Origin of the sequence: Streptomyces sp. NPDC000348, assembly GCF_042898795.1 — a bacterium.
Taxonomy (GTDB): domain Bacteria; phylum Actinomycetota; class Actinomycetes; order Streptomycetales; family Streptomycetaceae; genus Streptomyces.
This window is the reverse complement of record NZ_JBIAZD010000012.1, coordinates 60,411-73,521: the sequence shown is the minus strand read 5'-3', so window position 1 is coordinate 73,521 and position 13,111 is coordinate 60,411. Positions and strand designations below refer to the sequence as shown.

General features: G+C 69.8%; 11 protein-coding genes and 2 pseudogenes. 10 read left to right on the top strand and 3 right to left on the bottom strand.

The features are described from left to right. Positions 1 to 172: 172 nt before the first annotated feature. A pseudogene (locus ACFY3N_RS23465) lies at positions 173 to 1,051 on the top strand (ribonuclease J); the annotation flags it as partial. A gap of 300 nt (positions 1,052 to 1,351) precedes the next feature. Here ACFY3N_RS23465 and ACFY3N_RS23460 read toward each other — a convergent pair. Next, entirely contained in the window at positions 1,352 to 2,251 is a 900-nt protein-coding gene (locus ACFY3N_RS23460) for an MBL fold metallo-hydrolase (protein WP_390818656.1), read from the bottom strand. Between the two features lie 22 nt (positions 2,252 to 2,273). Continuing rightward, entirely contained in the window at positions 2,274 to 3,545 is a 1,272-nt protein-coding gene (locus ACFY3N_RS23455) for an MFS transporter (RefSeq protein ID WP_390818655.1), read from the bottom strand. Positions 3,546 to 3,671: 126 nt separating this feature from the next. Here ACFY3N_RS23455 and ACFY3N_RS23450 point away from each other — a divergent pair, with 126 nt between their 5' ends. Next, the gene (locus ACFY3N_RS23450; RefSeq protein WP_390818654.1) at positions 3,672 to 3,881 is read left to right on the top strand and encodes a hypothetical protein; all 210 of its coding nucleotides are present in this window, start codon (positions 3,672 to 3,674) and stop codon (positions 3,879 to 3,881) included. Next, positions 3,868 to 5,259, top strand: coding sequence for an amidase (locus tag ACFY3N_RS23445; RefSeq protein WP_390818653.1), 1,392 nt, complete (start codon positions 3,868 to 3,870; stop codon positions 5,257 to 5,259). The genes ACFY3N_RS23450 and ACFY3N_RS23445 overlap by 14 nt, the downstream gene beginning before the upstream one ends. Here the strand turns inward: ACFY3N_RS23445 and ACFY3N_RS23440 are convergent. Then, on the bottom strand, positions 5,252 to 5,923 hold the full coding sequence (locus ACFY3N_RS23440; protein ID WP_390818787.1) for a creatininase family protein: 672 nt from the start codon (positions 5,921 to 5,923) through the stop codon (positions 5,252 to 5,254). The two genes, ACFY3N_RS23445 and ACFY3N_RS23440, sit on opposite strands and share 8 nt — an antisense overlap. 67 nt (positions 5,924 to 5,990) lie before the next feature. Here ACFY3N_RS23440 and ACFY3N_RS23435 point away from each other — a divergent pair, with 67 nt between their 5' ends. The 7 genes and pseudogenes from ACFY3N_RS23435 to ACFY3N_RS23405 all read left to right on the top strand — a co-directional run bounded on the left by ACFY3N_RS23435 (position 5,991) and on the right by ACFY3N_RS23405 (position 13,103). Continuing rightward, positions 5,991 to 6,566, top strand: a complete 576-nt coding sequence (locus ACFY3N_RS23435; RefSeq protein WP_390818652.1) for a TetR/AcrR family transcriptional regulator — start codon at positions 5,991 to 5,993, stop codon at positions 6,564 to 6,566. Positions 6,567 to 7,209: 643 nt separating this feature from the next. Then, positions 7,210 to 7,464 (top strand): annotated as a pseudogene (locus tag ACFY3N_RS23430) (amino acid permease); the annotation flags it as partial. Positions 7,465 to 7,719: 255 nt separating this feature from the next. Further along, complete coding sequence (gene kdpF / locus ACFY3N_RS23425; protein ID WP_390818651.1) at positions 7,720 to 7,809, top strand: K(+)-transporting ATPase subunit F; 90 nt, start codon at positions 7,720 to 7,722, stop codon at positions 7,807 to 7,809. An 8-nt stretch (positions 7,810 to 7,817) separates the two neighbouring features. Continuing rightward, positions 7,818 to 9,479, top strand: a complete 1,662-nt coding sequence (gene kdpA, locus ACFY3N_RS23420) for a potassium-transporting ATPase subunit KdpA (RefSeq protein WP_390818650.1) — start codon at positions 7,818 to 7,820, stop codon at positions 9,477 to 9,479. A gap of 32 nt (positions 9,480 to 9,511) precedes the next feature. Beyond that, on the top strand, positions 9,512 to 11,611 hold the full coding sequence (kdpB, locus tag ACFY3N_RS23415; protein WP_390818649.1) for a potassium-transporting ATPase subunit KdpB: 2,100 nt from the start codon (positions 9,512 to 9,514) through the stop codon (positions 11,609 to 11,611). 5 nt (positions 11,612 to 11,616) lie between these two features. Continuing rightward, positions 11,617 to 12,285: a potassium-transporting ATPase subunit C gene (locus ACFY3N_RS23410; protein WP_390818648.1), complete on the top strand. Its 669-nt coding sequence runs from the start codon at positions 11,617 to 11,619 to the stop codon at positions 12,283 to 12,285. A gap of 134 nt (positions 12,286 to 12,419) precedes the next feature. Then, positions 12,420 to 13,103: a response regulator gene (locus ACFY3N_RS23405; RefSeq protein WP_390818647.1), complete on the top strand. Its 684-nt coding sequence runs from the start codon at positions 12,420 to 12,422 to the stop codon at positions 13,101 to 13,103. The last annotated feature ends 8 nt before the right edge of the window (positions 13,104 to 13,111 follow it).

The following is a 13,111-nucleotide window of genomic DNA, read 5'->3' as shown; positions in this document are numbered from 1 at the left end:
CGGGGTGCACACGGCTCGCCCGGTGCCGCACTACGGGGCGGTGGGTTCGTATGCGCGGCGACTGTGAGCCAGGGGCCGTGGACGGCCACCTCGATGGTCAACGGGTGGGTCGTCCGTTCCTGTGTGCGGATCCCCCGCCGTGGCGCGGAGCGTCGGTGACGAGCCCGGACCGGACGCCGCCCACCAGCACGGCCGCAAGGTCGCCTTCGTCGGCCGGTCGATGGTCCGCACCATGGGAATCGCCCGTGACCTGGGCTACCTGAAGGTCCCCTCCGGTCTGGTCGTGAGCACGAAGGAGCCGGAGAGGCTCCCGGACCACAAGGTCACTCTGGTGTGCACCGGCTCCCAGGGCGAACCGATGGCCGCGCTGTCGCGGATGGCCAACCGCGACCACATGATCCGCATCGGCAGGGGCGACACCGTCCTGCTCGCCAGCTCCCTCATCCCCGGCAACGAGAACGCCATCTACCGGGTGATCAACGGACTCACCCGGTGGGGCGCCCACGTGGTCCACAAGGGCAACGCCAAGGTGCACGTCTCCGGGCACGCCGGCGCCGGCGAGCTCGTCCACTGCTACAACATCGTCAAACCCCGCCACGTCATGCCGGTGCACGGCGAATGGCGCCACCTGCGGGCCAACGGCGACCTCGCCATCCGTACCGGCGTCGACCCCGACCGGGTCGTCATCGCCGAGGACGGCGTCGTCACGGTGGTGGCGATCGTCGACGCGGACACCGGCGCCCTCGCCGAGGCCCCCGACTTCCTGGCCCGCGGCTTCGTCCACGACGACACCACCTTCGAGCCGGTCGTCCCCGTCATCGAGAAGACCCTGGCCACCGCGGCCGAGGAAGGCGTCGGGGACGCGCACCAGCTCGAACAGCTCATCGCCCGCGCCGTGGCGAACTGGGCGTTCCGCACCCACCGAAGTACACGATGCGGAGACTCACCGCAACCTCCTCGGCCGCCGCTGACCTGGTGTTCCACCCGTCATGCGAAGGCGGCCGATCCGGCTCGGACGGCCCGGCCTCGCGTCTGTGGCACGTGGTCTTGACGTTCGATCGACGTTCGTTCTGACGGCTGGTCAGTGAGGCTGCCGCCGGACGAGTCGGACGCGCTGTGGGGGTCCGCGGGGCAGATACACGTACGCCGATCACCCGACCGGGACCGGACTGCGCCCACGACCGGCGCCATCTGGGAAACCCGCCCCTGGCACACAAGACGATCACGCGACCGGGCGTCGTTCCGGTCTGGCCCGCACAGCCCACAGGTCGAGGCTGATGAAGCGGCCGAGGGTGTCGGCCTGCGGCGCCGCCGAGCCTGTCGGGCCCCAGCGGCCCGGTCGGCTTGCAGGTCAGGTCGCCGGGACGGGCCGCAGCCGGTAGGCGCCCCCGTGCGCGACGACACGGCCGGCTGTGGGCGGGGCGAAGTGGGTGCCGAGGAGGAGGGTGTCCGTGTCGGCGATGGAAGCGAGCAATTCACCGCGGGTGGTCTCGGACTGCTGTGGGTCGATGTCCACGCAGGCGCCGATGGCGGGGTGGGCGAGTTGGACCGGGTGGTGAATGCAGTCACCGGTGATCAGCGCCGTTTCACCCTGACTGCTCAGTTGGACCGCGACATGGCCGGGGGTGTGACCGGGGGTGGGGACCAGGCGCAGGCCCGGGCTGATCTGCACGCCATCGGCCGGGACGTCGACCAGGTCGAGCAGACCGGCCTGCTCGACCGGGATCACCGAGTCGCGGAACATCTGGCGGCGCGCCTCCTCCATGTCGTACGCGGCCCAGAACTCCCTTTCGGCGCGTGCGGTGAGGTAGCGCGCCTCGGGGAACGTGGGGACCCACTCGCCGTCCGCCTTCCGGGTGTTCCAGCCGACGTGGTCGGCGTGCAGGTGGGTGAGGACGACCAGGTCGACGGAGTCGGGCGGGAAACCGGCGGCGGTCAGGCGCTCGGGGAAGTCGGTGCGCAGGTTGTGCCAGGCCGGGTTGGCCCGTTCCTTGCCGTTGCCGATGCCGGTGTCGACGAGTACGCGTAGCCCGTCCACGGCGAACGCGAAACTGTGGCTGTCGATGTGGAGGATGCCGTCATCGCCGGCGAAGTGGGGGCGCAGCCAGTCCTGGCCGGCTACTACCTGAGAAGTGGCGTCGGGCAGCAGCCAGGGTCCGGTCGCGGGCGGCAGCGGTGTTTCGTCGATGCGGTGGACGGTGATGTCGCCCACGGCCCAGGAGGGGATGGGGGTGTCCGAGGGAGTCTGCATGATCTGTCGTTTCCTTTGCTCTTCAGCGGAGTGGTCGGTTGCGCGGACTGCTGTAGGGCCTTGTTCGGGTTCGTGACACGGCGAGCGCTGTGAGGGCCGCTGCAGCGAGGAGCGCGGCGATGACGGCGTAGGCGTGCGAGGTGGTCCTGAGCCCGTAGTGCTGGGTGGCGGCCCCCGCGGCGATGGCGGGCAGGCTCATGGAGAGGTAGCTCAGAACGTAGTAGGCGGCCAGCGTCGCGGCGCGGTGCTGCTCGTCGAGCGAGGCGAGGAGCATCCGAAGCACCCCTTGGGAGACGGCGCCGAAGGCTACGCCGGCCAGGGCCGCGCCGCCGTAGACGGCCGGCGGTCCGGCGCCGTGCAGACCGCTCAGGGTCAGGACCGCGGCGGGCAGGACGGAGAGGCATCCGCCGATCGCGGTGGTGAGGGGATCGGTGCGCCGCAGTACCCACATGGTGAGTGCGGCTGCGGCGCTGAGGGCGAAGAAGACCATGCCGAGGGCCGCCTGCGGGGCGTTGGGGGCCACCAGGCGCACGAGGGCCGGCCCGAGGGAGGAGTGGAAGCCGCCCAGTGCCCAGATGGCGACGATTGCGGTGCCGGTGGTCAGCAGGGTGCAGCGCACTGCGGGCGGTACACCGAGCTGCGGGCGCAGCGATCGGAGCGCGCCTGCCCGGCGGTCGACTGTCTCCGTGGTGAAGGTGACGGCGATCGCCTGGGCGGCGAACAGCGCTGCCATCAGTGCGTAGACGGTGACCGTGGGGGCCGGGGCGAAGCGGACGAGGAGGGTGGAGACGAGAACGCCCGCGGCCATGCCGGCGACCGGGGCGATGGTGTTGGTCAGGGCGGACCGACCGGGATGCCGCGGGTTTTCCAGGTCGAGGAGAGCCGCGCCCGCTGCGCTGATGGCCACGCCGGTGGCCACTCCTTGCAGGAGGCGGGCCGCTGTCAGGGAGCCTGCGCCGTCCGCTGAGGCGAGGAGAACCATGGCGACGGTCTGCGCGCCCAGGGCGCCTGCCAGGACCGGCCGCCGTCCCAGGCGGTCGGAGAGCGCTCCGGTGGTGAGAAGGGCCGACAGCAGCGCCAGGGAGTATGCGCTGAAGACCACCGTGACGGCGAGCGCTGAAAGGCCCCACTGGTCCTGATAGAGGGGGTACAGCGGTGTCGGGGCACTGGATGCCGCCAGGAGGGCCACGAGTGCGGACGCGTCCAGACCGAAAGAGGCGGCACGGTTCTTCCCGTGGGCGCGGCTGCCGCCGACAGGGCAGTGCGCGAGTGAGCCGGACACGACGTCGGACATGAAACTCCTCCCTAAAAGCAACGCGTTTGCCTTAAGGGACGATAGGGCTTACGGTCGAGCTAAAGCAAATCAGTAGCTTTTGCTGTGGGGTGCCTCGTCGCTCCAGGCCCGACCAGGGGAGAATCCATGTCCTCCGCCGAACTCACACCGCCCGAGGCCGCCCGCTGGGCCGCCCGTGCCGGGCTTCCGCTGCCCGATGACCGCCACTCCGCGGTCGCGGCCACCGCCAACCACATCCACTCCGTCGTCGCGGTCCTGCGCGCGCTGAACTTCGGTGACACCCCGCCCGCCGGTGCCTTCCGTGCGGAGAAGGAGAAGCACGATGCAGCCGTATGAGTTGTCCCTCGCCGCCGCCGCGCAGGAGATCCGGGAGCGACGGCTGTCCCCCGTCGAGCTGGTCGACTCGGTCCTCGACCGCATCGAGCAGGTGGAGCCGCAGGTTGCGGCCTACGTCGCGGTCTCCGCTGATCAGGCCCGCGTGACCGCCCGCGAGGCCGAGCGCGAAGCCGCCCAGGGCTCCTACCGGGGCCCTCTGCACGGGATCCCGGTAGGGCTCAAGGACTTGATCGATGTCGTCGGCGTGTCCACCACGGCAAGCTCCAGGACCCGGGCCGGTCATCGCGCGGCCTCCGACAGCACGGTCGCCGCGAGTCTTCGGGCGGCCGGCGCGATTCTGATCGGCAAGACGCACACCCACGAGTTCGCCTACGGGCTGACCACCCCACAGACCAACAACGCCTGGGATCGCGGCAGGGTCGCCGGTGGCTCCAGCGGCGGCTCCGCCGTCGCCGTGGCCTCCGGTGCGGCGACATTCGCCCTCGGCACCGACACCGGCGGATCGATCCGGGTGCCCGCCACCCTGAACGGGGTGGTCGGACTCAAGCCGACGTATGGACTCGTGCCCCGTCATGGCGTCACGTCGCTGTCCTGGTCGCTCGACCACGTCGGCCCGATCACCCGCACCGTCGACGACACGGCCCTGGTCCTGGCCGCCATCGCAGGGCACGACCCCCGCGACCCCGCCTCGGTGGCCGTCCCCAGCGCCGACTACCGGCCGCGCCTCGATCCGGACCTGACGGGAGTGCGCGTCGGCGTGCCTCGCAACTACTACTTCGAACACGTCGACGCGGAAGTCGCGGCCGCCGTCCGCCGCGCCATCGCGCAGCTGGAGGCGCTCGGCGCCCGGCTCATCGAGATCGACATACCGATGACCCGCTACATCCAGGCCATCCAGTGGGGCCTGATGGTGGCGGAAGCCACCGCCTACCACGAAAGCACCCTGCGTACCGTCCCCGAGCTGTACCAAGCGGACGTCCGGATCCTCCTGGAGGCCGGCGAGCTGATGGGCGCGGGCGACTACCTGCGGGCGCAACGCGCCCGGACGCTGATGCGCGACGAATGGGCCCGCATCCTGGCAGGAGTCGACGTGATCGCCGCCCCTGCGGTCCCGATGGCCGCGGTCCCGTCGGGCCAGGAGGCCGTCACCTGGCCCGACGGCACGGTCGAGAGCGTCTCCGACGCATACGTGCGCCTCTCCTCCCCGGCCAACATCACAGGAGTGCCCGCACTCTCCGTCCCGGTCGGCCACGACACGGCAGGCATGCCCATCGGCATGCAGTTGCTCGGGCGGCCCTTCGCCGAGCGGACGCTGCTGCTGGTGGGCCACGCATACGAGCGGTCGCAGTCCGCCCGATCGCTCGCACCCCTCACCTGAGAGCGGTGTGTGGGCCGGCCCGGCCCACACACCGCTCGGCTCTGTGGGGATCAGGGCCAGACGCCCGCGTCGATGAGATCGGCGAGGGCTCCGGCACAGCCGTCGAGCAGGCGCTCGCCCTGTGCCGCGGAGGCGGTGCGGGCGTCAGCCGCGGTGCCGGAGCGTGATGATGCGGAAGCGACGGAACGATGGACGGCCGAGGGACCCTCGGCCTGCAGGAAGATTCCGGGCCCACCACCTGGGCGACACGCTCCGTGCGTCCATGGCCGGGGAAGGCGGCCAGCGCCATGGAGGTCTCGCCCTCGCAGGCATGCATGAGGTACTGCTGGGTCTCCAGCGTGTCGGCGATCACCTCACGCCCGGCCGTGAAGTGGCTGGTGACCGTGATCGGTGCGTCCAGCTCGACCGTCAGCTCGTTCACCAGCGCGTTGAGCGCGGTGACGTCGCCGCCATGCCCGTTGCCGATCAGGATGTGCCGGAATCCGGAGCGCAGGATCGAGCGGCACACATCCCGCAGGAGTGCGTGGAGGGTCGGCAGCGGCAGGGTCACGGTGCCACCGAAGGGCATGTGGTGCTCGGCCAGGCCGCACCACACCGACGGGGCGACGACCACGGGAACATCGGCGGCACCGGCAGCTTTGCGGCATAGCTCACTGAAGCGAATACGTGGCTTTGGTGAGCCCGGGTATCGGGGTCCGTTAAACGCAAGGACTGCGCTTTAAGCTGGTGTGATGAGCAGCAAGCAAAGGGTCCGCCCCGGCGGGCGCAGCGCGCGGGTCCAGGCGTCGGTGCACACCGCTGTACGGGAACTCATGGAGGAAAGGGGCCGCGAGGCACTGACCGTCCCACTGGTCGCCCAGCGCGCCGGAGTCACCCCGTCGACCATCTACCGACGCTGGGGCAACCTGCAGGAACTGCTGTCGGACGTCGCGGTGGAGCGGCTGCGACCCGACACCGAACCGGAGGACCACGGCGACCTGCGGTCCGACCTCACGGCATGGGCCGAACAGTTCCTCGACGAAATGACGTCCGCCTCGGGCCGCGCCTATATCCGCGACGCCCTGCTCGGCGACCCGGACGGCAGCAACGCCGGCCAGTGCTCGGCCTACGCGGCTGAACAGATCAACGTCATTCTCGCCCGAGCGACCGACCGCGAGGAGAACACTCCCGACGTCGAGACGGCCATGGACCGCATCGTCGCCCCCATGATGTATCGCATCCTCTTCCGCCCGGACGGGCTCGACGCCGCGTACGCCCGCCGGCTTGTGACCGAGCTCTTCGGCATACGCCGGAAGGGCGACCAGTGACCGGGCGACTGTCTCCGTCGCCTGCGAAAGCGCTCGCGCGGCCCACGTCCCGACGGACGCTCCGGCGACTTCGCCCGTCGCCCGGTGAGACGGGCACGAGGGCTCCGGGGTCTGGCAGGAGGCGAACGGGCCGGCGGCGCCCACGGTCATCCGGTCCGTGGGCGCCGGCTCGGTCAGCTGCCGACGGTCAGCTCGCCACGCGCAGGACGAAGGGCCACCGCGCCGCGTAGGCTGCGACGTCTCGGCCTGCCGGCTGGGCACCAGGCGCTTCGACGTTGTGCGGGAGGCCCAGGCGGCGACCAGCGCGGCCACCGCGGTGAGGGGGTGCCCACGGCTGTCTTCGCGAAGGCGAGCCGGCCGGTGGCGTCGTGCACATAGAGCCACTGCTTCACCACGAGCCGGGCTCCGAGGACGAGCGCTGCGGCGAGGGCGGCGATGTCGTGTCTGCTCTTTCTCTCGGCGGGCGCAGGCCAACACCTTTTCGATGACGCATCACATGGAGTGCGTGGCGATCCTCGAGCCCGTGGCGGTGAGGACCATGCCGCCGCACCCCGAGATCGCCGCGTTCCTCACCACTCTTCCGCCCCCGCCTGGGCCGTTCAACGCCTTCTACCTTCGACAGCCGCGCCGACCCGGCGGACCCGCTGAGTGGGACCCGCAGGTGCCGCTGGTCCGGTTGAACTGCGAGCGCCACTCGCTGGGCCGTCCCGTCGCCGCGTACGTCCGTGAGGCGGCCGCCACCGAGCCCGGCGTGCGGGTCACCGTGCTGATCCCGGAGACCGAGCCGGAGCGGCTGTGGCAGCGGCTGCTGCAGAACCAGCGGGGCGCGGTCGCCGCCCATGCCGTACGGCGGGAGACAAACGCGGTGATCCGCCGGCTCCGCTTCCGGCTGCTGTGAGCGGACCACCGGCGGTCGCAGGCGCCCCGGTCACCCGTTCGGCCGATGTCGTAAGGGAACCGTCAAAACCGCCGACGCCACCGTCAGAGAGACGTCAACGACCGGCCCGTTCCGGCCACGGAGGCGCTTTCCTCTAATCGTCCGTTCCAACAGAACCTCACTCCAGGAGTTCACGATGGCCGATCTGGCCTTCGTCGTCACCACGATCGCGGTCTTCGCGCTGGTGGCCTTCGTCGCCAGGGGGGTGACGAAGCTGTGATTGCCGAGAACATCGTCGGCCTCGTCGTGGCCGTCTCCCTGCTGGGCTACCTCGTCCTCGCCCTGCTCTTCCCGGAGAGGTTCTGAGACAGGAGATGGGTCCCGTACTCGCCGGCGTCCTCCAGGTGCTCGCCCTGACGGCGGCACTGGCACTCGCCTGCAAACCCCTCGGCACCTACATGGCCAGGGTCTACTCCTCCGACAAGCACCTGCGCGTCGAGAAGTGGATCTACAAGGGCATCGGCGCCGACCCCGGCACCGAGATGCGCTGGTCCGCGTACCTGCGCGGCGTCCTCGCCTTCTCCGTGGTCGGCGTGCTCTTCCTCTACGCCCTCCAGCGGCTCCAAGGGGTCCTGCCCGGCTCGCTGGGTTTTGCGTCGATCGACCCGGATCAGGCATTCAACACGGCCGTCTCCTTCGTGACCAACACGAACTGGCAGTCGTACTACGGCGAGCAGGCCATGGGCCACGTCGTGCAGACCGCCGGCCTGGCGGTGCAGAACTTCGTCTCCGCCGCCGTCGGCATGGCCGTCGCCGTGGCGCTCGTGCGCGGGTTCGCCCGCTCGCGCACCGGTGAGCTGGGCAACTTCTGGTCGGACTTGGTGCGCGGCGTCGTCCGCGTCCTGGTCCCGATCGCCGCCGTGGGCGCGGTCGTGCTCGTCGCGTGCGGCGTGATCCAGAACTTCTCGGGCATTCACGAGGTCGGCCAGTTCATGGGCGGCACGCAGGAGTGGAACGGCGGTGCGGTCGCCTCGCAGGAGGCCATCAAGGAGCTGGGCACCAACGGCGGCGGCTACTTCAACGCCAACAGCTCCCACCCCTTCGAGAACCCCACCCCGTTCTCCAACCTCTTCGAGATCTTCCTGATCCTGCTGATCCCGTTCTCGATCACCCGTACCTTCGGCCTGATGGTCGGCTCGGTCAAGCAGGGCTACGCGATCCTCGCCACCATGGCCACCATCTGGCTCGGCTTCGTCGCGCTCATGATGTGGACCGAGTTCGCCCCTCACGGCCCGGCCTTCCAGGCCGCGGGCGGTGCGATGGAGGGCAAGGAGGTCCGCTTCGGAGTCGGCGGCTCCTCGATCTTCGCGGTGTCGACCACGCTCACCTCGACCGGTGCGGTGGACTCCTTCCACTCCTCCTTCACCGGCCTGGGCGGCGGCATCACCATGCTCGGCATGATGCTGGGCGAGATCGCGCCCGGTGGCGTGGGCTCCGGCCTCTACGGCATGCTGATCATGGCGATCATCGCGGTGTTCATCGCCGGTCTGATGGTGGGCCGCACGCCCGAGTACCTGGGCAAGAAGATCGGCTCCCGCGAGATCAAGCTCGTGGCCTGCTACATCCTGATCACCCCGGCGCTCGTGCTCGCCTTCACCGCCCTCGCGATGGCCCTGCCCACCCCGGCGAACTCGATGACCAACAGCGGGGCACACGGGTTCTCCGAGATCCTGTACGCCTACACCTCCGGAGCCAACAACAACGGCTCGGCGTTCGCCGGCCTGAACGCGGACACGCAGTGGTTCAACACCACCATCGGCCTGGCGATGCTGCTCGGCCGCTTTCTGCCGATGATGTTCGTGCTGGCGCTGGCCGGCTCGCTCGCCGAGCAGAAGCCGGTCCCGGCCACGGCGGGCACCCTGCGTACGGACAAGCCGCTGTACACCGGGCTGCTGGTCGGCACCATCATCATCATCACCGGTCTGACGTACTTCCCCGCCCTCGCACTGGGGCCGCTCGCCGAGGGGCTGGCGTGATGACCACTCGTACAGAGAAGTCAGAGGACTCCATGTCCACACTTACTCCCACCCGTGCTCCGCACACCGACGTACCCACCGCGCACAAGCCCGCCGAGGGCCGTGTCGGCGCCGGCCTCTTCGACCCCGGGCAACTGGTCAAGTCGCTGCCGGACGCCTTCCGCAAACTCGATCCGCGGGTGATGATCAAATCCCCCGTGATGTTCGTGGTGTGGATCGGCTCCGTGCTGACCACGGTCTTGTCCTGCACGGACCCGGGTGACTGGTTCGGCTGGACCATCAGCGCCTGGCTGTGGCTGACGGTGGTCTTCGCCAACCTGGCGGAGGCCGTTGCCGAAGGCCGGGGCAAAGCCCAGGCCGACACCCTGCGCAAGGCCAAGACCGACACGGTGGCGCGCCGCCTCGTGGGCGACCGCGAGGAGCGCGTGCCCGGCACCGAGCTGAAGATCGACGACCTGGTCGTCTGCGAGACCGGCGACATCATCCCCGGTGACGGAGACGTCATCGAGGGTGTGGCCTCCGTCGACGAGTCGGCGATCACCGGCGAGTCGGCCCCCGTGATCCGCGAGTCCGGCGGCGACCGCTCGGCGGTCACCGGTGGCACGAAGGTCCTCTCCGACCGGATCGTCGTCAAGATCACGACGAAGCCCGGCGAGACCTTCATCGATCGGATGATCAACCTGGTCGAGGGCGCGGCCCGGCAGAGGACGCCGAACGAGATCGCGCTCAACATCCTCCTGGCCTCGCTCACCATCGTCTTCCTGCTGGCCTGCGCCACGCTTCCCCCCTTGGCGGACTACGCGGGCACCCATCTGACGATGGTGGTGCTCGTCGCTCTGCTCGTCTGCCTGATCCCGACCACCATCGGGGCCCTGCTCTCCGCGATCGGCATCGCCGGCATGGACCGGCTGGTGCAGCGCAACGTGCTCGCCATGTCGGGCCGTGCGGTCGAGGCCGCCGGTGACGTCTCCACCCTGCTGCTGGACAAGACCGGCACCATCACCCTGGGCAACCGGCAGGCCGCCGAGTTCGTGCCGGTGCGCGGCACGACCGAGGCACAGGTCGCCGACGCGGCGCAGCTGTCGTCGCTGGCCGACGAGACGCCCGAGGGTCGTTCCGTCGTCGTACTGGCGAAGGAGAAGTACGGGCTGCGTGAGCGCCACCAGGGCGAGCTGGTGGGTGCCGAGTGGATCGCCTTCACCGCGCAGACCAGGATGTCCGGCGTCGACATCGACGGCCGCAGGATCCGCAAGGGCGCCGCCGGTTCGGTCACAGCGTGGGTCCGGGAGCGGGGCGGCACCGTCGCCGATGACGCGTACCTGATCGCCGACCGCATCGCCGAGGCCGGCGGTACGCCCCTGCTCGTCGCTGTCGAGGACGCACGCAGGGCCCGTGTGCTGGGCGCCGTCCACCTCAAGGACGTCGTCAAGCACGGCATGCGGGAGCGGTTCGAGGAACTGCGCCGCATGGGCATCAAGACCGTCATGATCACCGGCGACAACCCCCTGACCGCGAAGGCGATCGCCGAGGAGGCCGGCGTCGACGACTTCCTCGCCGAGGCCACCCCCGAGGACAAGATGGCCCTCATCAAGCGGGAGCAGGCCGGCGGCAAACTGGTCGCCATGACCGGTGACGGCACCAACGACGCGCCCGCGCTCGCCCAGGCGGACGTCGGCGTGGCGATGAACACCGGTACGTCGGCCGCCAAGGAGGCCGGCAACATGGTCGACCTCGACTCCAACCCCACCAAGCTCATCGAGATCGTGGAGATCGGCAAGCAGCTGCTGATCACGCGTGGCGCGCTGACGACGTTCTCCATCGCCAACGACGTCGCGAAGTACTTCGCGATCATCCCGGCGCTGTTCGCGGCCGTCTACCCGGGCCTGGACAAGCTCAACATCATGGGCCTGTCCTCCCCGGACTCCGCGATCCTGTCCGCCGTCGTCTTCAACGCACTCGTCATCATCGCGCTGGTGCCGCTGTCCCTGAGAGGCGTGCAGTACCGGCCGGTCAGCGCGGACAAGCTGCTGCGGCGCAACCTGACGATCTACGGCCTCGGCGGCCTGGTCGCGCCGTTCATCGGCATCAAGCTCATCGACCTGCTCATCTCCCTCGTCCCCGGAATCGGCTGAAGGCCATGAACAACTCCGTAACCAACACCGCCCGGCTGCTCGGAGCGGGCCTGCGTGCCCTCCTCGTGCTGACCCTGGTGACCGGCGTCCTCTACCCGCTGGTCGTCACCGGCATCGCGCAGGGGCTGTTCCCTGACAAGGCGAACGGCTCCGAGGCCGAGGCGGACGGCGGGGTCGTCGGTTCGTCCCTCATCGGGCAGGCGTACAACCTGCCCCTGAAGAAGGGAGAGGAGACCCCGGCACCGGACCCGAAGTGGTTTCAGGGCCGCCCGCAGAACGGCCTCGGCACCAACAGCGTCAACACCCGGTACAAGCTCATCCTGTCCGGCGCGACCAACCGGTCAGGGGACGACGAAGAGCTCATCCAGTGGGTGAAGGACGCCAAGGCAGCCGTCGTCGAGGACAACTCGACGGGCACTTACAAGGTCGAGCCGTCCGACGTTCCTGCCGACGCGGTCACCTCCTCCGGATCCGGACTGGACCCGAACATCTCCCCGCAGTACGCGGACATCCAGGTCCATCGCGTCGCCGAGAAGAACGGCCTGTCCGCAGGACGGGTGCAGAAGCTGGTCGACGAGCACATCGAGGGCCGCACGCTCGGCTTCATGGGCGAGCCCCGGGTGAACGTCCTCGAGCTCAACATCGCCCTCAAGGAACTCGTGGCCAAGAGCTGATGGCCCTACGCGATCCCCAAGGGGGTCGACGGCCCCGGAGAACTCCCGGACCCGCCGGCTCCCACGGCTGTGCAGCCGGCGTCCCAGCCGGCGCGCACGCCTCGGCGTACGTGGGACAGGAGAGGCACGCACCCATGACCCGTGTGCTTGTGGTGGAGGACGATCCGCAGCTCGTGCGGGCCCTCGTGATCAATGTGCAGGCACGTCACTACGGCGTGAACGCAGCCCCCGACGGTGCCACGGCCCTGCGGCTCGCCGGCGCGCGTCAGCCGGACGTCGTCCTGCTCGACCTCGGTCTGCCCGACATGGACGGCGTCGACATCATCAAGGGCCTGCGGGGCTGGAGCCGTGTGCCGATCCTGGTCCTGTCCGCCCGCCAGGCGTCCGACGAGAAGGCCGCAGCCCTCGACGCCGGCGCCGACGACTACATCACCAAGCCGTTCAGCATGAACGAGCTACTGGCCCGGCTGCGGGCCGCGGTACGCCGTACCGAGGACACCTCGGTGGGTGCGGCGGCGACTCTGGTCGAGACGGACGACTTCACCATCGACCTCGTGTGCAAGAAGGTCGTCCGGGACGGGCGGGACGTGCGGCTCACCCCGACCGAGTGGCACCTGCTGGAGATCCTGGTGACCAATCCCGGCCGGCTGATCACGCAGGAGCACCTTCTCCAGGAGGTCTGGGGCGTTTCCCGGAGCGGTGGGACCAACTACCTGCGTGTCTACACGGCCCAGCCGCGCCGCAAACTGGAGAGGGACCCCTCCCGCCCCCGCTGTCCGATCACCGAGCCCGGCATGGGCTACCGCTCCGAAGGCTGACCGGGGAA